At 71.8% G+C, this 19,766-nt stretch carries 18 protein-coding genes; 13 read left to right on the forward strand and 5 right to left on the reverse strand.

Features of this window, described 5'->3' with window-relative positions:
- The first annotated feature begins 12 nt into the window (after nt 1-12).
- The 4 genes from HHX41_RS12355 to HHX41_RS12370 all read left to right on the forward strand — a co-directional run bounded on the left by HHX41_RS12355 (nt 13) and on the right by HHX41_RS12370 (nt 3,177).
- Nucleotides 13-555 (forward strand): hypothetical protein, encoded by a 543-nt coding sequence (locus tag HHX41_RS12355; protein WP_182906063.1) that lies wholly within the window; start codon nt 13-15, stop codon nt 553-555.
- Nucleotides 552-2,441, forward strand: coding sequence for an ABC transporter ATP-binding protein (locus HHX41_RS12360; RefSeq protein WP_310741942.1), 1,890 nt, complete (start codon nt 552-554; stop codon nt 2,439-2,441). Before HHX41_RS12355 ends, HHX41_RS12360 begins: the two co-directional genes overlap by 4 nt.
- A complete protein-coding gene (locus tag HHX41_RS12365) occupies nt 2,438-2,893 on the forward strand; it encodes a S26 family signal peptidase (RefSeq protein ID WP_182906064.1) in 456 nt (151 codons plus the stop codon). Before HHX41_RS12360 ends, HHX41_RS12365 begins: the two co-directional genes overlap by 4 nt.
- A 107-nt stretch (nt 2,894-3,000) precedes the next feature.
- Nucleotides 3,001-3,177 carry a hypothetical protein gene (locus HHX41_RS12370; protein WP_182906065.1) on the forward strand — a complete coding sequence of 59 codons (177 nt, stop codon included), beginning with the start codon at nt 3,001-3,003 and terminating at the stop codon, nt 3,175-3,177.
- A gap of 73 nt (nt 3,178-3,250) precedes the next feature.
- Here the strand turns inward: HHX41_RS12370 and HHX41_RS12375 are convergent, their stop codons facing one another.
- Nucleotides 3,251-5,050: a BTAD domain-containing putative transcriptional regulator gene (locus HHX41_RS12375; protein ID WP_182906066.1), complete on the reverse strand. Its 1,800-nt coding sequence runs from the start codon at nt 5,048-5,050 to the stop codon at nt 3,251-3,253.
- A gap of 252 nt (nt 5,051-5,302) precedes the next feature.
- Here HHX41_RS12375 and HHX41_RS12380 point away from each other — a divergent pair, with 252 nt between their 5' ends.
- From HHX41_RS12380 to HHX41_RS12390, 3 genes are all read left to right on the forward strand, one after another.
- Nucleotides 5,303-5,956 carry a TetR/AcrR family transcriptional regulator gene (locus HHX41_RS12380; protein ID WP_182906067.1) on the forward strand — a complete coding sequence of 218 codons (654 nt, stop codon included), beginning with the start codon at nt 5,303-5,305 and terminating at the stop codon, nt 5,954-5,956.
- Nucleotides 5,957-6,047: 91 nt separating this feature from the next.
- Complete coding sequence (locus HHX41_RS12385; protein ID WP_169986205.1) at nt 6,048-6,425, forward strand: hypothetical protein; 378 nt, start codon at nt 6,048-6,050, stop codon at nt 6,423-6,425.
- Nucleotides 6,426-6,513: 88 nt separating this feature from the next.
- On the forward strand, nt 6,514-7,980 hold the full coding sequence (locus HHX41_RS12390; RefSeq protein ID WP_310741943.1) for an ATP-binding protein: 1,467 nt from the start codon (nt 6,514-6,516) through the stop codon (nt 7,978-7,980).
- A 100-nt stretch (nt 7,981-8,080) separates the two neighbouring features.
- On the opposite strand, the gene HHX41_RS12395 is transcribed toward HHX41_RS12390, so the two are convergent.
- Nucleotides 8,081-9,583 carry an LCP family protein gene (locus tag HHX41_RS12395; RefSeq protein WP_182906068.1) on the reverse strand — a complete coding sequence of 501 codons (1,503 nt, stop codon included), beginning with the start codon at nt 9,581-9,583 and terminating at the stop codon, nt 8,081-8,083.
- 54 nt (nt 9,584-9,637) lie between these two features.
- On the opposite strand from HHX41_RS12395, the gene HHX41_RS12400 reads away from it, so the two are divergent.
- Nucleotides 9,638-10,696 carry a glycosyltransferase family 2 protein gene (locus HHX41_RS12400; RefSeq protein WP_169986313.1) on the forward strand — a complete coding sequence of 353 codons (1,059 nt, stop codon included), beginning with the start codon at nt 9,638-9,640 and terminating at the stop codon, nt 10,694-10,696.
- Here the strand turns inward: HHX41_RS12400 and HHX41_RS12405 are convergent.
- The 3 genes from HHX41_RS12405 to HHX41_RS12415 are packed head-to-tail and all read right to left on the reverse strand — an operon-like array spanning nt 10,673 to nt 14,632.
- Nucleotides 10,673-11,287 carry a Uma2 family endonuclease gene (locus HHX41_RS12405; RefSeq protein WP_182906069.1) on the reverse strand — a complete coding sequence of 205 codons (615 nt, stop codon included), beginning with the start codon at nt 11,285-11,287 and terminating at the stop codon, nt 10,673-10,675. The two genes, HHX41_RS12400 and HHX41_RS12405, sit on opposite strands and share 24 nt — an antisense overlap.
- Nucleotides 11,288-11,340: 53 nt before the next feature.
- Entirely contained in the window at nt 11,341-13,191 is a 1,851-nt protein-coding gene (locus HHX41_RS41705) for a CDP-glycerol glycerophosphotransferase family protein (RefSeq protein WP_310741944.1), read from the reverse strand.
- Nucleotides 13,192-13,225: 34 nt separating this feature from the next.
- A complete protein-coding gene (locus HHX41_RS12415) occupies nt 13,226-14,632 on the reverse strand; it encodes a bifunctional cytidylyltransferase/SDR family oxidoreductase (protein WP_182906070.1) in 1,407 nt (468 codons plus the stop codon).
- Between the two features lie 169 nt (nt 14,633-14,801).
- Here HHX41_RS12415 and HHX41_RS12420 point away from each other — a divergent pair, with 169 nt between their 5' ends.
- From HHX41_RS12420 to HHX41_RS12440, 5 genes are all read left to right on the forward strand, one after another.
- A complete protein-coding gene (locus HHX41_RS12420) occupies nt 14,802-16,310 on the forward strand; it encodes a CDP-alcohol phosphatidyltransferase family protein (protein ID WP_310741945.1) in 1,509 nt (502 codons plus the stop codon).
- Between the two features lie 37 nt (nt 16,311-16,347).
- Nucleotides 16,348-17,013 (forward strand): DUF5941 domain-containing protein, encoded by a 666-nt coding sequence (locus tag HHX41_RS12425; protein WP_169986224.1) that lies wholly within the window; start codon nt 16,348-16,350, stop codon nt 17,011-17,013.
- Nucleotides 17,014-17,106: 93 nt separating this feature from the next.
- Nucleotides 17,107-17,838 carry a sugar phosphate nucleotidyltransferase gene (locus tag HHX41_RS12430; RefSeq protein WP_169986226.1) on the forward strand — a complete coding sequence of 244 codons (732 nt, stop codon included), beginning with the start codon at nt 17,107-17,109 and terminating at the stop codon, nt 17,836-17,838.
- Between the two features lie 44 nt (nt 17,839-17,882).
- Nucleotides 17,883-18,923 (forward strand): iron-containing alcohol dehydrogenase family protein, encoded by a 1,041-nt coding sequence (locus HHX41_RS12435; protein WP_169986317.1) that lies wholly within the window; start codon nt 17,883-17,885, stop codon nt 18,921-18,923.
- Nucleotides 18,901-19,659: a CDP-alcohol phosphatidyltransferase family protein gene (locus HHX41_RS12440; RefSeq protein WP_182906072.1), complete on the forward strand. Its 759-nt coding sequence runs from the start codon at nt 18,901-18,903 to the stop codon at nt 19,657-19,659. The genes HHX41_RS12435 and HHX41_RS12440 overlap by 23 nt, the downstream gene beginning before the upstream one ends.
- Nucleotides 19,660-19,766 lie beyond the last annotated feature (107 nt).

The raw sequence follows: 19,766 nt of genomic DNA on the forward strand, positions 1-19,766 counted from the left end.
AGGTAGTCCCTCATGCCGTTCCTGACAGCGCTCGTGCTGGGCGTCGGCGTCCTGTGCCTGATCGACCTGGTGCTGACGGTCGGGGTGATCCGGCGGTTGCGGGAGCACCAGGCGATGCTGTCGGCGCGACCGGTGGCGTCCCCGCCGATCGTGCTCCCGCCCGGTGCGACGATCGGCGGCTTCTCCGCTGTGAGCACCGACGGCGTCCACGTCTCCGACGGAACGCTGACCGAGCCGGTCCTCGTCGGCGTCTTCTCGCCCGACTGCTCCGCCTGCCACGACCGCCTGCCGCAGTTCGCCGAGCGCGCGCGGACCTACCCCGGAGGACGCGGCAACGTGTTCGCCGTGCTCGTGGGTACGGAGGAGGAGGTGGCGGACCAGCGGCGGACGCTGGAGCCGGTCGCCCTGGTGCTGATCGAGGAGTACGGCACCGGCCTGACGGGGGCGTTGCAAGTGAAGGGCTTCCCGTCCCTCGCCCTGGTCGACGAGCACGGGAGGGTCGTCGCCAGCGGGACCACTCTCGAGGACCTCGGCAAGATTCCCGCGCACGCGTGACGGCACAGTTGCGGGGTCATGCCGGAGCGCGGGCGGTGGTCACCGCCCTCGGCATGGCCTGGCGGGCGAGCAGGGGGCTGACCACCGCCTTCGCCGCCCTCAGCATGCTCATGGCCGCCCTGCCGGTCACGATCGCCTGGTGCACCAAGCTGGTGCTCGACGAGATCGCCGGGGGCCGGCCCGAGGTCGGCGTGACCACGGCTCTGGGCGCCGCGATCGCCGGGTGCGGGGTGCTGACGGCGCTCGGACCGCAGGTCGTCCAGTACGTCAGGGACGAGAGCGGGCGCAGGGTCGGTCTCGTCGCCCAGGACCGCCTCTTCCGGGCCACCGAGCGGTTCGTCGGCCTCGCCAGGTTCGAGGACCCCGCGTTCCTCGACCGGATCCGGATGGCGCAACAGTACGGCGGGGCGACCCCGGGCATGGTGGTCTCCGCCGCGCTGGGCGGCGCCAGGACGGTGATGACCGGTGCCGGGTTCCTCGTCTCCCTTGTGACGATAAATCCGTGGATGGCCGTCCTCGTGGTCGGCGCGGCGGCGCCGTCTCTGGCCGCGGAGCTCTGGCTGTCCCGGCGGCGTGCCGCGATGCTGTGGGGCATCGGCCCGGTCGAGCGCCGCGAGTTCTTCTTCGGTGAGCTGCTCGTCAACGTCCGGGCGGCCAAGGAGCTGAGGCTCTTCGGCATCGGAGCGCACCTGCGCGGGCTGATGAACGCCCAGCGGCGGGCCGCGAACGCCGAGCGGAGCCGTACCGACCGGCGCGAGCTCGGCGCCCAGGCAGTGACCGGGACCACGGCGGCGCTGGCGGCCGGGAGCGGCCTGCTGTGGGTTCTCGTCTCCGCCGCGAACGGCACGGGCGGGGTCGGCGACGTGGCGCTGTTCGTCGCGGCCGTCGCCGGAGTCCAGGCGGCGGTGAGCGGGCTCGTCGTCGAACTCGTCACCGCGCACCAGCAGGTGCTGCTGTTCGGCCACTACCTCGCCGTCCTGGACGCCGAGCCGGACCTGCCGGTCCCGGCCCGGCCCCGGCGGGCCGGCCCGCTGCGCCGGGGGATCGAGCTGCAGGACGTGTGGTTCCGCTACTCGCCCGGCCACCCCTGGGCCCTGCGCGGCGTGAGCCTGACCATCCCGTACGGCACGGCGGTGGCGCTCGTCGGGAGAAACGGCGCGGGCAAGAGCACCGTGGTCAAGCTCCTGTGCCGGATGTACGACCCCGGACGCGGCTCGATTCTCTGGGACGGGGTCGATCTCCGGGAGATGGACCCGGCTGAGCTTCGCGCCCGGATCGGGGCGGTGTTCCAGGACTACATGGAGTACGACATGACCGCGGCCGAGAACATCGGCCTCGGCGATCTCGCCGCGCTGGACGACCGGGGGAGGATCGAGGCGGCCGCGCGGCGGGCGGGCGCGCACGGCGCCGTGAGCGGCCTGCCCCGGGGGTACGACACCATGCTGTCGCGGGTCTTCGCCGATCCCCCCAAAGACGGCGGCGCGGAAGACGACGGCGCCGTGACGGGCGTCCACCTGTCGGGCGGGCAGTGGCAGCGGCTCGCCCTCGCCCGCGCCTACCTCCGGGGTGAGCGGGACCTGCTGATCCTGGACGAGCCCAGCTCGGGACTCGACGCCGAGGCGGAGCACGAGATCCACCAGGGCCTGCGGGAGCACCGCCGCGGGCGCACGAGCGTGCTGGTCAGCCATCGGCTCGGCGCCGTGCGCGACGCGGACCACATCGTGGTCCTCGACGGCGGACAGGTCGCCGAGCAGGGCACGCACGCCGGGCTGCTGACGCGTGGCGGGATCTACGCCCACCTGTTCACCCTGCAGGCGGAGGGATACCGGCAGCGGGAGGACCGGGACGCGGGCGCCGCGCACGACCGGCTCTCGGGGGCACGATGACGCCGGTCCTGCTCGTCCTGCTCGCGACGGCGCTCCCGGCCGCCGCCGTGACGGCGGTCCGGCGGACCCTCCGTGTCGTGGAGGTGCACGGGGAGAGCATGAAGCCCGGCCTGCGGCCCGGCGACCGGGTCCTCGTACGGAGGCTGCGTCCCGGCGTCCCCGGCGGGCTCGGCCGGCGCGTACGGCGCGGGGACATCGTCGTCATCGCCCGCGTGGGCCCCGGGGAGGGTTTCACGCTCGACGGCGGCACGAACCTGGTGATCAAGCGGGCCGCGGCCGTGGCCGGGGACCCGATGCCTCCGGATTTCGAGACGTTGGGAGTGGCCCGCGTGCCGCCGGGGCGGCTGCTCGTCCTCGGGGACAACCCGTCGCGGAGCACCGACTCCCGTCAGTGGGGCCTGCTTCCCGAAAGCAGGATCACGGGCGTCGTTCTCCGGCGGCTGAACGCGTGAACCAGGTGAACGCGATACAGGAGCTCGTGTATCGGAATGGTATGTCCGTCATCGAATCCGCTCCTAATGTCGACGAATGTAAAGGAGTCCCGCATAGGAGGAACCAAATGACGCGGACGATTCAGCGGCTGGCGGACCGGATGGTCGCCCGGCTGGTCCCGGCCACCCGCGCTGAGGCGATCAACTGCTGGTACGAGGGCTCGACCTGCGTCCGCCGCTACTGCTGCAGCGGGTCGGAGATTCCCGGCGGCCGCTACTGCACCGGGTACGAGTACCTCTGCTAGACGAGCACGGCGGAGCGCCCCATCGCACAGCGCCCCATCACACTGGGGGCGCTCCGCCCTCGCATTTTCTCTTTCACCGGATTCCTCGTTTTTCCGAGGCCGAGGCGATTTCCCTGGCGTACAGGCGGGTGAGATCGTTCATCCGGTAGTGGTCGGGGGCCACCGGTTTCATCAGGCGGAGATCGGCCAGCCTGCCGAGCGCCGCCCACGCCGTACGCCGGTCGCACCCGAGGAGCTCTGCCGCGATCGCCGACCGGCAGTCGGCCACGCCTCGCTCGCCGAGCCGGTGGAACAGGGCGAGCGCGCAGCCGTCCGCCGTCCCCTCGCACTGCCGCAGGGCCTGGTAGTCGAGGTCGAGGGCGCCCCGCACGGAAAGGTCACCGCAGGTCAGCAGGTCGAGCCGGTGCTCCTCGTCGGCCAGCATGTCGGCGAACGCCGCCAGCGTCCACTCCCGCCGCACGGCCAGTCGCTTGCCCGCGATCCGCAGCGCGAGCGGCAGGTTGTCGCAAAGCCGGGCCACTCTCCGCACCTGCTCGGGGTCGACCCGGTCCCGGCCGCAGAGCCCGGACAGCAGCTCGTACGCCGCGTCGTCGGTGAGGGGAGCGAGCGGCAGGTGGACGACATCGTCGAGCGCCGCGAGCACCGCCCTGCTGGTGACCACGAACTGGCAGCCGGGACAGGCGCCGATCAAGGGACGCAGCTGCCCTTCGCCGGTCGCGTTGTCGACGAGGACCAGCACACGCTTGGCCTCCGTGGCGGTCCTGAACTGCAGCACCGCGTCGTCGAGGTCCGGGGCGATCCGGTCGCCCGGCAGCCCCAGCAGGCTCAGCAGCCGCGCCAGCGTCTCGTACGCGCCGGGCCTGGGAAGGGACCGCAGGTCGACATGGAGCACACCACCGGGAAAATCCGGCGCCGCCGCCCGGACGGCACGCAGGGCCAGGGCCGACTTCCCCACTCCCGCAGGACCGTGTACGCCGACGGGCCGCGGGGGAGAGGCGGCGATCGCGGCCACGAGCTCTTCCAGCTCCGGGTCCCGGCCCACGAGACATCCCGGACCCGCGGCCGGCGCCGCCTTGGGCGCGGGCGACGGGTGGGACCGATCGCGGGCGGGAGTAACGGGGATCGCCAAGAGCGCGGCGTCCCGGTTGAGTATGCTCCGGTGCAGCCCGGCCAGCTCCGGCCCGGGCTCGACGCCCAGCTCCTCCGCCAGGAACGTGCGCGCCCGCCCATAGGCGGACAACGCCGCCGCCGAGTCTCCGCTGCGGTACAACGCGAGCATGAGGGTGCCCCACAGCCGCTCCCTGGTGGGGTGGGCGGCCACCATCTCACGGAGCTCCGGCACCGCGTCGGCGTGCTCGCCCAGCCTGAGGCGGGCCTCGGCCCGCGCCTCCAGGGCCAGGCAGCGCTGCTCGGCGAGCGCGTCCAGGCGCGGGCCGAGCGCCGCCGTCCTGGGCACGTCCTCGGCCGGTGCGCCCCGCCAGCACGTGAGGGCCGCCGACAGGTGCCGCAGCGCCGCCTCCGGCCGCCCGGCGGACAGCGCCTGCCTGCCCTGGCGCAGGGCGTCGGCGAACTCGGTCACGTCGAGCTCGCCGGCCCGCACGGCGAGGACGTAGCCCGGCGGCCGGGCCGTCAGCCGGTCGCCGTCTCCCAGCGCGGATCGCAGCCGGTTGACGTAGGTGCGGACGTTGGCGACGGCGGAGCGGGGCGGCTCCTCGTCCCACATGGCCATGACCAGCCGGTCGATCGACACGACCCGGTCGGGTTCGAGCAGCAGCGCGGTCAGCAGGGCGCGCTGCTTGGGCGAGCCGAGCGGGACCGGCCTGCCGTTCCTCCTGACCTCGATCGGGCCCAGCAACCGGAACCGGAGGCTCATCCCGCCCTCCGCAGGCCCGAGGGGGCGGACGGCGGTTCCCAGCCGGATGATCGATGCACGAAAGGACCTCCGTAGGCGTCTCGGGAGGAGCGTCTGAGGAAAGCACAACGAAGATCGCCGCCCGCATGGGCTCCCACAAGGTGCGGGAGCGTCCGGAACAGTCCCGGACGCCGCAGGAAGTAAGGCGGGTTCCCGTTCTCACGAAGGCCGTGCGCGTGATTAGCGGAGGGCCGTGCGGGAACCGACTACCGCATGACGGGTACGGGCGACGGGGGCCTGTCCGACCTCATCATCCGGGTGGCGACCCGCCTGTTCGCCGGGCTGGGCTACGACGGTACGGACATGCGGCAGATCGCCGACGCCGCGGGCGTCGACGTGACCATGATCAGGCGGCAGTTCGGCGACAAGCGGACGCTCTATCTCGCGGTCATGGATCGCATGAACCGCTATCACAACGCCGTCCTGGAGAAGGGCGTCAAGGACCTCGTCAGCGCACCGCCAGAACGCAGGATCGCCGCCTTGCACGCGCTCCTCGACCGATACATCGACTTCTGCTGCCGGCAGCCGGAGTATCCGGCGCTCTACACCTTCAGATGGCTCTCCGACGCCAGCGACGTCCCCGAGCTGGAGTCGATGTACGCCGCGCCGGCGGCGCAGTTCGTGAGCGACAGCGTCGCTCCCCTGGTGACCGCCCCGGACGTGGACGTGGACTACATGATCAGCTCGGTCATCTGGTGCGTCCACAGCTTCGTGCAGAGCGGCGTGTACGACCGGTCGGGCCGGCGTTACGGCCACGACCATCCCGGAGCGCTGTGGCACTTCCGCAGGCACCTGCACCAGATGGTCCATCGCACCCTCCGCCTGCCGGGAGAGCCCCCGCCGGTCGAGCGTCCGTCTCACGGGTGAAGCCCCGCCCGCGCGCCGGACATCGACCCGGGACGGGCGTGGTAGTAATGAGACCCGCGGAGGAGGCCGTACAGACAGAGTTGGTGCAACCATGACCGAGCGGTACCTCGGCGTTCTCGGCATCGGCGAGGCGCTGGGCGTGAGCCGGCACGCGGTGCACAAGTGGCGCTCGCGCTACCCCGCCGACTCGGCGCACCCGTTCCCCGAGCCCGATGTCGAGGTCGACGGGACTCCCGGCTGGCGCCCCGACCGGCTGACGGAGATCACGGAGTGGCGCAACGGCCTGCCGGGCCGCGGTACCGGTGGCGGGCGCCCCACCGCCGCGCGCCAGGAATATCTCAGGGAAGCGGCGGCGCGAGGCATGGACCGGGACGAGGCGCTGCGCGCGCTCGCCACGCTCGCCGAAGAGTTTCCCGAGATGACCGAGCCGGAGATCTGCGCATGGCTCATCGGGCACTGGCGGCGCTGACACGTCCCCGCGCACCAGGTCGGCCGGGGCGTCGGGCTTCCCACAGAAGTACGGTTCCGTGAACTACACTTCTGTGAAGGAGGTGCCCGTGATTCCCAAGCCCGAGCGGATGTTCGACCGAGTGCGGGAGTGGCAGGGGCTCGCCTCCTTCGCGTCGGCGGGTGCGATGAGCGGGGCCACGCTCGGAATCGTCAGCGGACGCCGTAGGCAGGGAAAAAGCTTCCTCCTGCAGGCTCTGGCGGAGGAGACCGGTGGCATGTACTTCGCCGCCACGGAGGCCACGGAGGCGGAGTCGCTCCGGCTCTTCGCGGACGCGCTCGTACGGCATACGCGGGAGGTGCCGGAGCGTCCATTCCGCGATTGGAACGACGCGATCGCGGAGCTGTTCCACACGTTCCGAAGCCGGCCGACCCTGGTGGTCGTGGACGAGTTTCCCTTCCTGTCCAGAGTCACGCCGAGCCTCCCCTCCATCGTCCAGCGTGAACTCGGCCCGGGCGGCAGCGGGCGGGACAGCTCCGCCCGACTGATCCTCTGTGGCTCCGCGATGGCGGTCATGGGCGGGCTGCTCGCGGGGCAGGCACCGCTGCGGGGGCGGGCCGGGCTCGAACTGGTCGTCCGACCCTTCGGCTACCGCGACGCCGCGCGGTTCTGGGGGCTGACGGACCCGCGCCTGGCCGTGCTCGTGCACTCGATCGTCGGGGGCACTCCCGCGTACCGGTATGAGTTCACACAAGGTGACACGCCCGCCGGCCTGGCGGATTTCGATTCCTGGGTGGTCAGGAGCGTTCTCAACCCGCAGAAGCCTCTCTTCCGTGAGGCCCGGTATCTCCTCGCGGAGGAATCGGATATTCGCGATCCGGCGCTGTACCACTCGGTGCTGGCCGCCATCGCCAGTGGAAACACCACGAACGGTGGCATCGCGAGTTACATAGGCCGCAGGTCGGATCAGATCACCCATCCGCTCAACGTCCTCGAGGACTGCGCGCTGATCGCCCGTGAGCCGGACGTCTTCCGCCAGGGCCGTTCCCGCTACCGCATCGTCGAGCCCCTGATCACCTTCTACGAGGGTGTGATGCGGCGGCGCTGGCCGGAGCTGGAGGCGTACCGCGGCGAGACGGTGTGGGGGTCGGTGCGTGAGACCTTCCTGGCCCAAATCGTGGGCCCGCATTTCGAGGCTCTGTGCCGCGACTACGCCATGGGCGTCGGCGAAGAAGTGTTCGGGGGTTTCCCCGCCACAGTGGGCGCGGGCACGGTGAACGACCCGGAGAACCGCACCCAGATAGAGATCGATGTGGCGGTCTTCTCTCCCCCTGATGGAGACCGGGCGGGCAGGCTGTTGTCCCTGGGGGAGGCGAAGTGGGGGGAGACGATGAGCCACCACCACGTGGGGCGGCTCACCCGGGCCCGCGACCTCCTCGCCGCCAAGGGCTACGACACCCGCGACACGGTCCTGGCCTGCTACGGCGGTTCCGGCTTCACAGCCGACTTGCGGGCCTCGGCCGCCTCGGACGACCGCCTCCGTCTCATCGGCCTCGACGAGATCTACGGCAGCTGAAGCCCGGTCGCTCAGGCCGGCCTCGGCTTCGGCCGCATCCCCGCCGTACGGCGGTTCCGCACGCCCCACGCCAGGCGGGACGTCCGGTCGCCCCGGGCGGTCACTTCTTGCAGATGTTCTGCGTGGCGGTGCGGGCGGTGGGGGTCGCCTGCGGCGTGGGCGCCGCAGGCGTCGCGGAGCCCTCCGGCGCGGCCACGGTCACCTTCTTCACGTCGTGGTTCCGCTGGCCCACGACGACCTCGATGCCGGTCACGTCCGGTTGCTCGCGCAACTCCGCGCCCGGGATGGCGGCGGCCACCGTACGCGCCGAGTCCTCGCGGCCGGGCGGGTAGCGGATGACGGTGGTGGCGAAGTCGCGCCGGGCCGTGTTGCCGGGCGTCGAGGGCACCATGAAGCCCGCTTCGACGAGGCGGGCCTTCGTGGTCGCGCCGAGGCCGGTGACGGACGTCCCGTTGAGCACCTTGACCGAGATCCGGGCGGGCGGGATCGTGAGCGCCGTCGGCGAGGTCGTGGGGGTCGCCGAGGCCGCGGGGCTGCCCGAAGGAGACACCGAGGCCTTCGCCGACGGCTTGACGAGGGCCTGGTCGGCGTCGATCCGCCGGAACAGTTCGCGGGCGGCGGCCTTGTCCCACAGCACCGCCGACTCGCCCGTCGGCGCCTGGTAGTTCACGTCGGCCAGCGGCACGGTCGCGAACGACACGTCGTCGGTCGAGACGGCCTTGAACTGGTCGACCATGCCGAGCAGGTTCTTCTGCAGGTCCGGGTCCACCTTGATCGTCCTGAAGGTGGAGTCGAGGAACCCCTTGAGCCTGATCGGATTGGCCAGCGTGCCGCCGCTGAGCGCCTTGTTGAGCAGCGCGGAGATGACCTGCTGCTGCCGGTCGATGCGGTCGAGGTCGGAGCGCGCGGTGGCCCTCGTGCGGGCGTAGGCGAGCGCGTTGACGCCGTCCAGCGTGTACGTCCCCGGCTGCAGGTTCAGCTTGGTCTTCGGGTCGTCGATGGTCACCGGCGTGCAGACGGTCACCCCGCCCAGCGACTCCACCACGCCGATGAACCCGAGCACGTTGACCTCGATGTAGTGGTTGATGCGCAGCCCCGTCGCCTGCTCCACCGTCTTGACCGCCAGCTTGGCGCCGCCGAACTGGTACGCCGCGTTGATCTTGTGCTCGCCCTTGCCGGGAACCGTCGTCCAGGTGTCCCGCGGCAGGCTGACGACGGTGACCTTGCTGTGGTCCTCCGACAGGTGGATCACCATCATCGTGTCGGTGCGCTCGCCGACGTCGCGGCCGAGATGGAGCTGGTTCTGCTGGCGCCTGCTCAGGTTGTCGCGCCGGTCCACGCCCACGAGCAGGATGTTCATCGCGCCCCGGGACCCGGCGTCGCTCGTGCCCGCTTCCACCGACTCGATCTGGTTGAACGCGTAGTTCTGCGCCAGCCACGTGACGCCGGAACCGATCAGCACTGCTCCGGACAGCGAGCCCGAAATGACCAGGGATCGGAGGTTCGACCTCCGCTGGCGGGCGCGTTGCGCCGTCAGCCTCACCCCGCCGTACCCGTCGCCCCCTACGCGGACGCCGGAGTCCTCCCCATCGTCGCCGGGCATTCCCGTCCTCCGGTTGCCTTCTCCACCCCTCCGTACAGTAGCGTGAGCGCCGCCATGAAGCCCTTTCCCGACTCGCGACAGTCGAGCCAGAATCCCGCGCGGAACTGGCCACCGATCTCGGTGATCATGCCGGTACTGAACGAGGAGCGGCACCTGCGCGACGCCGTGCGGCAGGTTCTCGAACAGGACTACGAGGGCCCGCTCGAGGTCGTCATCAGCGTGGGTCCCTCCCACGACCGCACGCAGGAGGTGGCCGACGCGATCGCGGCCGCGGACCCCCGCGTCGTCGTCGTGCCGAACCCCACCGGCCGCACCCCCAACGCGTTGAACGCCGCCATCGCCGCGTCCCGCAACCCCGTCGTCGCGCGGGTCGACGGGCACGCCATCCTGCCCCGCGACTACCTCCGTACGGCCGTGGAGACGCTGGAGCAGACCGGGGCCGACAACGTCGGCGGCATCATGGCCGCCGAGGGGATCACGCCGTTCGAGCACGCGGTGGCCTGCGCCATGACCTCGAAGATCGGCGTGGGCAACGCGCGGTTCCACACGGGCGGGGAGGCCGGCCCGGCCGACACCGTCTATCTGGGCGTCTTCCGCCGCAGCGCCCTCGACCGGGTGGGCGGCTACGACGAGCACTTCCTGCGCGCGCAGGACTGGGAGATGAACCACCGCATCCGGGAGACCGGCGGGCTGGTGTGGTTCCAGCCGAGGATGCGCGTCACCTACCGTCCCCGGCCCAACGTGCGCGCCCTGGCCAAGCAGTACTTCCACTACGGCCGCTGGCGGCGGGTCGTCTCCCGCACCCACCAGGGCACGATCAACCTGCGCTACCTCGCCCCGCCCGCCGCGGTGGCGGCGATGGCGCTGGGACTGGTGGTCTCGCCGTTCTTCTGGCCCGGCCTGCTGATCCCCGGCGGCTACCTCGCGGCGATCCTCGCGGGCTCGGTCCTCACCGGCCGCGGACTGTCCGGCGCCGCGCTCTTACGCCTGCCGCTGGTGTACGCCACCATGCACGTCTCGTGGGGGACGGGCTTCCTGACCAGCCCCCCGAAGCTCAGCAAGCCACGTCCCAAGCCCGAACGGGCGAGTCTAGAGGACCTCTTCGAAGACTGAGGTGTCCAGCGTGAAGCCGATCGGGTGGGGGACGTGGATCTCCCGCCCGAACGGCACCGTCGAGGTCACCTGGTACTGACCCTCCTTGGGGTCGCTGTAGACCGTGACCGAGGCCGGCTTCGTCAGCGGGTCCACGAGGAGAAACACCGGGACCCCGCCTCCGGCGTAGATCGCCGGCTTCTTGACGCGGTCGTCCTCCCGGCTGCCCTTCGACACCACCTCGGCGACCAGCATCAGCCCCGAGGACAGCAGCTCACGTTCCCCCCAGCGCGGGCAGTCCCTGGGGGCGAGGACGAAGTCCGGCTCGACCGGGTCCCGGCTGCCGTCGATGCACACGTCCACGTTGCCCGCCCAGGCGCGCCAGTCGCGCTCGTCCATGAGGGGAATGAACGCGCGGAACAGGCGCATGGCGGCTTGGCCGTGTTCGGGGGTGCCCACGGGGCTCACTATCAGTCTCCCGTCGATGATCTCGGTCCGCAGACCCGGAAGTGGGGGCAGCGAATCGAACAGCTCACGGGGAGTGCCGGGCAGCGGCCGCTCGGGTACGGGTGCCAGAGCGGGACCGTGGGGTTTGCGTGAGATCGCGACCATGGGCGTATCCCTTCGTGTCCGCGTCGATACGCTGAGTTGACGCGGCCAGTATTTCAGTCGCGGGCGGCAGGGGCGAGGGCTTCGAGGCCGAGGGAGCGGGCGCGCGCCTCGGCCCGGGCGGCGGCACGCCGTACGGCCTCCTCGAAGCGGGCCAGCGGGTCCGGATGGTCGGCGCCGAGCAGGTAGGCGCGCAGGGCCCGCCGGGCGGCGGCCATGTCGTCGCCTCCCGGGGCGTCGAGACGGCGCAGGATGTCCGGCAGCTCGGCCAGGTCGGCCCCGAGCAGGTACGCCGCCCCCGCGGCCGGGTAGCGCTCGCGGAACCGGTCCTCCGGCAGGCCCGCCACGTTGGCCACGACGTACGGCTTGCCGCTGGCCACGAAGTCCGACACCACGCTGGAGATGTCCGAGATCAGCACGTCCGCCTCGTTGAAGCACTCGTACAGCGACAGCTCGCGGCCGGTCACGACGAGGTGCGGCATGCCGGTGCTCTCGTGCAGCAGAGTCATGATCTTCCGGTGCGCCGCGCGGGCGGCCGGCGAGCGGTGGCCGGTCAGCGGGTGCGGCTTGTAGATCACCCGCACCGGCCGGTCCAGCAGGGCGCGCACGATCGCGGGGCCCATGGCGACCAGCGAGCTGTGGAACAGGTCGTCGCTCCAGCCCTCCCAGGTGGGCGCGTACAGGACGGTCCGGTACGGCGCCGCCCCCTCGGCGTACGGACTGGTCCGCCGCACCCCGGCGAGCTGGGGGCGGCCGACCTCCTCGACGGCCTCGTCCCGCACGCCCACCTGGGCACGCAGGTAGCGGTCCCGCCCGGCGGGCCCGGCCACCCAGACCTCGTCGTACACCTTCGTGTACGGGTTGAAGGACGCCTCCTTGTCGCTGTCGCCGTGGCCGATGAACACGCTCCGCACGCCCGCCACCCTGAGCATGTGGATGTTGTTGCCGACGTTGGCGGGGAACAGCGCGACCCGCACGCCGTCGAGCGCGCGGAAGTTCATGAGGTCGACGGAGGCGGGGACGCACACCACCGGCAGCGTCGTCGGCCCGAGGGCCGTGACCAGCGCCCGCTCGCGCAGCACCACCAGCGTCCTCGGCGTGATGCGCTCCAGCGTCCCGAGCCACATCGTGGCCTGGTAGGCCGCCGTGACCGGCCCGGAGAAGTACATGACGACCTCGGGCCGGTAGGCGGCGACCCAGTCGTCCACGACCGCGAGGACCCGGCGCCGGTCGCCCAGGTGCCTGGCCCGCCGCGCGTGCGTCAGCAGCGCGGCCACCGCGACGACCTCCAGCGCCAGGGCCGCGGCGGCGCCCGCCGCGCCCGTCCAGCCCAGGCCCGCCGACGCCCCGGCCGCGGCCGGCACGACCGCGAGCGCGTCCAGGTAGAGCAGCCTGGCGCCCCGCCAGGTGAGCAGCGCGCGGGACGGCGCGGGCGAAACCCGCAGCGCGGGCAGGTCGATGTTGCGGGTCACGACCGGCATCTGGTTGTGCCGGCGGTCGACGTGCTCGGCGAGCCACGTCTGCACCGCCCGCAGACCGTGGAACAGGAACAGCCCGGCCGCGAACGCCGCGAACCACCACGGCCGCCCCGGGGCCAGCCGCGCCAGCAGCACGACGACGGCCGTCTCACGCGACAGGAAGCGGACCGTGGCCCCGAGATGGGCCCGGCTCAGCGTCCCCGCCGCCCGGCCGGGCAGCGCGATCTCCGCGGCGTACGACAGCGGCACGAGCACCGCGAAGGTCGCGGGCAGCGGCCACACGGCGGCCGCGAGCATGGCCGGGTACGACGCGAGCGTGATCGCGGTGAACGCGCTCCTGCGCCCACCGGCCATGCCTCTCAGCGCCGGCCGCCGGACCAGCCTGACCAGTGCGTTCGGGGCCCTGCGCCCCCTGATGATTCCCCCCATGGGCGAGCGCTCGTCCCTCCGTAGATGGTTGCGGTCATCGGCTGAGCCGTACGTCCACGACCTGTCCCGTGAGGCGGGACAGCAGCACGTCGAGGCTGGTGCGGGCGACGGCGGCGGGGGAGAGAAGCGTTCCGGCGGGTTCGTCGCCGAACGCGCGCAGCCGCATGGGGGTGGCGGTGCGCTCGGGGTTGACGCAGTTGACGCGGACACCCTGGCAGGCCCACTCGTCGGCGAGCGCCTGGGTGAGGTTGACGACGGCGGCCTTCGTGGAGGAGTAGAGGCTGTAGTCGGCCCGGCCCCGGGTGTAGGACGAGGAGGTGTAGAGCAGCAGGTGGCCGCGGGTCTCCATCAGGTATTTCACGGACGCGCGGGCGATGTTGACCGGTCCGAGGTAGTTCACCCCGATGGTCTCCTCGATCGTGTGCTGCCCGGACTCGCCGAGCTTGCCCATGTGCAGCACGCCCGCCGTGTTGACGACGTAGTCGATCCGGCCGGTCTGGGCGTAGACCCGGGCGAGCGCGTCCTCCACGGCGGCGACGTCCTCGACGCGCACGCCGTTCTGGCTGCGGGAGAACGAGTGGACGCTCGCGCCGTAGTCCCTGGCCAGCGCGACGATGTCCGCCCCGATGCCGTAGCTGCCGCCGAAGACCACGAGCGTGCGGCCCGCGAGCCCGGCCCGGTAGGCCTCCTCGTCCAGGGCGGGCGCCGTGTTCTCGGCGAGCTGGAAGAGCTTGTCGGCGATGAAGACGTCGACCGGATGGGTGACCTTCATGTTGTGCTCGCTGCCGGGCACGATGTAGATCGGCACATCGGGCAGGTACCGCAGCACGACGCCGCAGTCGTCCGTCGTGGGCAACGAGGGGAACTCGGGGTCGGCCAGGGCGCGCTCGTACGCCGCCCGGATCACCGACAGCCGGAAGCACTGCGGGGTCTGCCCGCGGCGCAGGCGCGAGCGGTCGGGGATGTCGCGGATGATGTCGCCGCGCGGGCCGGGCGCGGCCACCACGATCGTGTCGGAGGACGGGATCGCCACCTCGACCGCCTCGTAGCGTTCGAGGGCGGCCACGCACTCGCTGATGATGCGCGGCTCGATCAGCGGCCGCACCGCGTCGTGCAGCAGCACGTCGCACTCCTGCTCGCCCAGCGCGTGCAGTGCCCGCCAGGTCGTCTCGGTGCGGCTCGCGCCTCCTTCGAGCACCCTGCCGACCTTGGTGTAGCCGTTCCTCCTGACGAGCTCCTCGGCCTCGGCGACGAAGCCGGGGGCCATCAGGACGACGACCTCGTCGATCTCCGGATGGCCGTCGAACACGTCGAGGGTGTGCTCCAGGATCGTCTTCCCGGCGATCTTCAGAAGCTGTTTCGGGGTGTTGAGGCCCACGCGCTGGCCGACGCCGCCGGCCAGCACCACCCCCACCCTGCGCAGACGCGATTCGGCGATCATGATGTCCTCCCCGGAGGAGACCATACCCGTGCCGGAAGCCGGAGAAGGTGATTGCCACCTAGTGATCACTCGGTTACTTTGCGAGGTGAGCACGTGCGGTCAACGTGAAACGGGTTTCCATATGGGGGCGGATCCGAGCAAGCCCGGTACGTCACGGGACACAGAGACGGTGGCGGTCGTCCTCGCGACCTCGCCGGCCGCCGGGCTGCCCTGGTCCGACGGCGCCCGGTCCGAGGGCAGCCTCCTGGAGCGGCTCACCGCCCAGCTCCTCACGCTCCCGGTCCGCGAGGTGCTGGTCGTGGTGCGGAGCCAGGACGCCCAGGCAGGAGGCTGGGAGAAGGGCGCGGAGAGCGGCCCGCGGCACCAGATCTGCGTCAGCGACGGGCTCGCCGAGGACCTGCGGATCGTGGCCAAGACAGCCCGCGCCTCGACCTCCCCGGTCGCCGTGCTGGCGGCCGACGTGGTCGCGCACACCGAGGCGCTGTCGCTGCTGCTCGGCCATCCCGCGCGCCCGACCGGCGCGATCGTCGCCAGCGGCGACCCGGCCCCGCTGCGTCCGCCCGTACGGACCGAGTGGGGCCGCGTCGTGTCGGCGGGCACGTCCTTCCACGAGGTCGAGTGGGCCAACGGCACCTTCCGCGGCGTCCTGCAGGTGGGGGAGTCCCACCTCGCCGGACTGGCCGACATCGCCGAGGACCTGGCCGACCTGGCCCAGCGCCGCCATCTCGGGCGGGTCGGCGACGGCGAGGTGCCCGAGCTGCTGCTCACCGGCCTGGTACGGGCCGGCGTCCAGGTGCACGCGGTCGCCCTGGGCACCCTGCACTGCGGGAGAGCCGGCACCCGCCCGGCCGCCGAGCGCGCGGTGCGCGAACTCGCCGACGTCGACGAGGCGCAGGCCAGGCTCGGCGCCGCCGTGAAGAGCGGCGACGGCTTCTTCACCACCCACTGCGTCAGCTCGTGGTCGCGGCACCTCATCCGCCCGGCCGCCCGCCTCGGCCTGACCCCGAACACGGTCACCGGCATCTCGGTCGGGTTCGCCGCCATCGCCGCGATCTGGTTCTCCGACGGCAACCGGGCGGGGCTCGTGGTCGGCGCCGTCGCGCTCTACCTGTCGTTCGTGCTCGACTGCCTGGACGGCCAGCTCGCCCGGTACACGCGCCGGTTCTCCCCCCTCGGGGGCTGGCTCGACGCGATCTGCGACCGGCTCAAGGAATACCTGGTGTACGTGGGGCTGGCGGCCGGATACGCCACCCTGCCGGACAAGGCGTGGGAGATCTGGGCCCTGGCCGTGGCCGCGATGGTCCTGCAGACGATCCGCCACATGGTCGACTTCTCCTACGCGGGAGCGGTGGCCGACCGGGCCAGGGCGGCGGGCCGGCGGGCGGCCGCTCCGCGGTCGATGGCCGTGCCGTGGGACGAGGCGCCCGCGGCGGCGGCCGCCAAGGGCACCGGATCGGTGCTGGCGCTGTCGCGGCGGCTCGACGCGCTGAGCGGCGCGAAGCGCGTGGCCTACTGGGCCAAGAAGATGATCGTGCTGCCGATCGGAGAGCGGATGGCGCTGATCTCGGTCACGGCCGCGCTGTTCGACGCGCGGGTGACGTTCCTCGCGCTGCTGGGCTGGGGCACGGTGGCGCTGGCCTACACGGCCGCCGGGCGGATGGCGAGGTCCTTCGCATGAGCGAGCGTAGGCTCCGGGCCGAAGGCGAGGAGGTGGCATGAGCCGTCGCCCGCACGAGACCGACCGGAAGAGCCGCGGCGCGATCGCCGTGCACATGATCCCGGTGCCGCGCAGCGTCGTGGTGGCCTACCGGGACGACGGCCCGCTGTCGAAGGCGATGGGGCTGCTCGTCGCCGGGCAGCTCCCGCCGCTGCCGCCCGCGATCGCGGGGGCCTTCGTGACCGCCGTGCTGCTGGTGCTGGGCATCGCCGGTGCCGACGACTTCGCGGTCTTCGCCCCGGCGGTGGCCCTGCTGCTGGCCGGGGCGGGCAGCGCCCACCGGCACGACGGCCGGCTCGACTGGCTGGCGCCTCCGATCCTGCGGCTGACCGAATACGGCTTCATCGCCTCGGCCGGGTTCGCCCGTTCCGTTCCGCCCGTGCTCGTCGTCGCGCTGCTCGGCGCGATGGCCTTCCACCACTACGACACCGTCTACCGGGTGCGCCAGCACGTGTATCCGCCGCCGTGGCTGGCGACGGCCGGGCTGGGCTGGGACGGCCGGATGCTCGTCGTCGCCCTCGGCGGCCTGCTCGACGTGATGACCGCCGTTTTCGTGCTGCTCGCGCTCTATCTCTGGGGTCTGTTCGGCTGGGAGAGCCTGACATGCTGGCTCGCCGCCCCCCGGACGCCGGACGAGGCCGTGGAACCGGCACCCGCTGATTAACGTCAGACCAACGGTGGATTACCCAAGCGGGGTGCCGAGCCAACTAACCTTTGGGGTTACTGTCTGACGCTCGACCTCAAGGAGTGCGGGAAATTGCTCGGAATGGTGCTGGCCGCCGGAGCCGGACGTCGCCTGCGGCCGTACACCGACACGCTGCCGAAGGCGCTGGTGCCGGTCGACGGTGAGACGACGATCCTCGACATCGCCCTGCGTAACCTGGCGGCCGTGGACCTCCGCGAGGTCGTGGTCATCGTGGGCTACCAGGCCCAGGCCGTCCGGGAACGGCAGGCCGACCTGGAGCGGCGCCACGGGGTGAAGCTGACGCTTGTCCACAACGACAAGGCCGAGGAGTGGAACAACGCCTACTCGCTGTGGTGCGCCCGCGACTACTTCTCGCAGGGCGCGCTGCTGGTGAACGGCGACACCGTCCACCCCGTGTCGGTGGAGCGGACCCTGCTGGCCGCCGAGAACACCTCCGACATCCTGCTCGCCGTCGACGACGTGAAGTCGCTGGCGGACGAGGAGATGAAGGTCACGCTGGAGGACGGCCGGCTGAAGCGGATCACCAAGCTGATGGACCCCGCCGAGGCGTACGGCGAGTACATCGGCGCCACGCTGATCCGGCCGGCCGCGGCCGAGCGGCTGGCCGACGCGCTGAAGGCCACCTTCGAGCGCGACCCGCAGCTCTACTACGAGGACGGCTACCAGGAGATGGTCGAGCGCGGCGAGAAGATCGCCGTCGCGCCGATCGGCAAGGTCGAGTGGGTCGAGGTGGACAACCACGACGACCTCGCGAAGGCCCGTGAGATCGCGTGCCGTTACTGATTTCCGCGGTCTTCTGAGGAGTTCGCATGCCGATTCTGGCAAGGATGCTCCCCGCGCCTCTCACGATGGAGGTGCGGCGGGGCGCGATCGCGCAGCTCGGCACCCTGCTCGCCGACAGCAGGGTGGCCACCTCCGGCCGGGTCGCGGTCGCGGTCGGCGTCGGGCAGGGCGACCGCATCGCGGAGGTCATCGCGCCGTCGCTGGGTGAGGCCAAGGTGCTCCGGGTGGCGGACGGCACCGTGGACGCGGCCGTGTCCCTCGGCGCGGACCTGCGCAAGGGCAACTACGAGGCGGTGGTCGGCGTCGGCGGCGGCAGGACGATCGACGCGACCAAGTACGCCGCGTCGCTCGCCGGCATCCCCATGGTCGCCGTGGCCACCAACCTCTCGCACGACGGCATCTGCTCGCCGGTGGCCTCCCTCGTGTACGAGGGCGGCAAGGGCTCGTTCGGCGTGCCCATGCCGCTCGCGATCATGGTGGACCTCGAGTTCGTCCACGACGCCCCGCCCGCACTCGTACGGTCCGGGATCGGCGACGTGCTCAGCAACCTGTCGGCCATCGACGACTGGCAGCTCGGCGGCACCGAGCGGGGCGAGCCCATAGACGGGCTGGCCATCTCCATGTCGCGCACGGCCGCCGAGGCCGTGCTCGGCCGGCAGGACACGATCGAGTCGGACGCGTTCCTGACCGTGCTCGCCGAGGCGCTGATCCTGTCGGGGATGTCGATGGTCATCGCGGGGTCAAGCCGTCCGGCGAGTGGTGGCGACCATGAGATCCTTCATGCCGTGGATCAGCTTTTCCCCGGCACTTCCAATCACGGTGAGCTGGCGGGCATCGGCGCGGCGTTCTGCTTCTTCCTCCGCGAGGACGCGCACCGGCTCGACCAGGTGACCGGCTGCCTCAGGCGGCACGGCCTGCCCGTCGTACCCGGCGACGTCGGCCTCACGACCGACCAGTTCGCGGCCGCGGTGATGCTGGCCCCCAGCACCCGGCCCGGCCGCTACACCATCCTTGAGCACCTCCGGCTGTCGGAGCACGAGGTCCGGGGGAGAGTTGAGGACTATGTCCGCGCCGTCGGTCGCTGAGCTCCGCGCGGTCGCCCAGCCGCAGACCACCATGGACCGCCGCAGCGGCGAGCACTGGGCAGGCCTGCTGTACATGCGGCGCCTGTCCATCTACGCCACCTGGCTGCTGGCCAAGACCCCCATCTCGCCGAACCAGGTCACCGGCCTGATGATCGTGTGCGGGGTGGCGGCGGGCGCCGTGCTGGCCCTCCCCGGCTTCTGGGCGGCGCTGGGCGCGGCCCTGCTCATCCAGGTCTACCTGCTGCTCGACTGCTCCGACGGGGAGCTGGCCCGGTGGACCGGCCGCACCTCGATCACCGGGGTCTACCTCGACCGGGTCGGGCACTACTTCGCCGAGGCGGCGCTGCTGATCGGGCTGGGCTTCCGTGCCTCCGAGACGCTGCCCGACTGGTACACGGTCATGGGCGTGGCGGCGGCGCTCGGCGCGATCCTGATCAAGTCGGAGACCGACCTGGTCGATGTCGCCCGCGCCCGGTCGGGCCTGGTGGCGACCAGCGAGGCGGCGGCGCAGCAGTTCACCTCGCCCCGGCTCGCGCTGGCCCGCAGGTTCGCCGCGGCGCTGCGGTTCCACCGGGTGATCCAGGCCGTCGAGCTGTCGCTGATCGTCGTGGTCGCGGCGGTGCTCGACAACTGGTTCTCCGCCACGCGGATCCTCGTGGTCGCCTGCGTCGTCATCGCGGGAGTCCAGCTCCTGCTGCACCTGGTCAGCATCCTCGCGTCCCGGCGGCTCTCATGAGCGTGTCGTTTCCCGCATGGCATGCCGATCAGCCGTACATTCGCGGTTGGGTAGGGGTTTGTTGGCAGTTCCGATACCCTTGTCCCACGGTAAACCAGGCAGATCCC

The sequence above is a fragment of the Microbispora sp. H13382 genome (assembly GCF_014161445.1).
Taxonomy (GTDB): Bacteria; Actinomycetota; Actinomycetes; order Streptosporangiales; family Streptosporangiaceae; genus Microbispora.

Bases quoted from the DNA above. Each gene is read 5' to 3' on its own strand.
- HHX41_RS12385 (WP_169986205.1), top strand. From the start codon at position 6,048: ATGACCGAGCGGTACCTCGGCGTTCTCGGCATCGGCGAGGCGCTGGGC.
- HHX41_RS12355 (WP_182906063.1), top strand. From the start codon at position 13: ATGCCGTTCCTGACAGCGCTCGTGCTGGGCGTCGGCGTCCTGTGCCTG.
- HHX41_RS12395 (WP_182906068.1), bottom strand. From the start codon at position 9,583: ATGCCCGGCGACGATGGGGAGGACTCCGGCGTCCGCGTAGGGGGCGAC.
- HHX41_RS12435 (WP_169986317.1), top strand. From the start codon at position 17,883: ATGCTCCCCGCGCCTCTCACGATGGAGGTGCGGCGGGGCGCGATCGCG.
- HHX41_RS41705 (WP_310741944.1), bottom strand. From the start codon at position 13,191: ATGGGGGGAATCATCAGGGGGCGCAGGGCCCCGAACGCACTGGTCAGG.
- HHX41_RS12405 (WP_182906069.1), bottom strand. From the start codon at position 11,287: ATGGTCGCGATCTCACGCAAACCCCACGGTCCCGCTCTGGCACCCGTA.
- HHX41_RS12425 (WP_169986224.1), top strand. From the start codon at position 16,348: ATGAGCCGTCGCCCGCACGAGACCGACCGGAAGAGCCGCGGCGCGATC.
- HHX41_RS12440 (WP_182906072.1), top strand. From the start codon at position 18,901: ATGTCCGCGCCGTCGGTCGCTGAGCTCCGCGCGGTCGCCCAGCCGCAG.
- HHX41_RS12365 (WP_182906064.1), top strand. From the start codon at position 2,438: ATGACGCCGGTCCTGCTCGTCCTGCTCGCGACGGCGCTCCCGGCCGCC.
- HHX41_RS12375 (WP_182906066.1), bottom strand. From the start codon at position 5,050: ATGAGCCTCCGGTTCCGGTTGCTGGGCCCGATCGAGGTCAGGAGGAAC.
- HHX41_RS12400 (WP_169986313.1), top strand. From the start codon at position 9,638: ATGAAGCCCTTTCCCGACTCGCGACAGTCGAGCCAGAATCCCGCGCGG.
- HHX41_RS12370 (WP_182906065.1), top strand. From the start codon at position 3,001: ATGACGCGGACGATTCAGCGGCTGGCGGACCGGATGGTCGCCCGGCTG.
- HHX41_RS12415 (WP_182906070.1), bottom strand. From the start codon at position 14,632: ATGATCGCCGAATCGCGTCTGCGCAGGGTGGGGGTGGTGCTGGCCGGC.
- HHX41_RS12380 (WP_182906067.1), top strand. From the start codon at position 5,303: ATGACGGGTACGGGCGACGGGGGCCTGTCCGACCTCATCATCCGGGTG.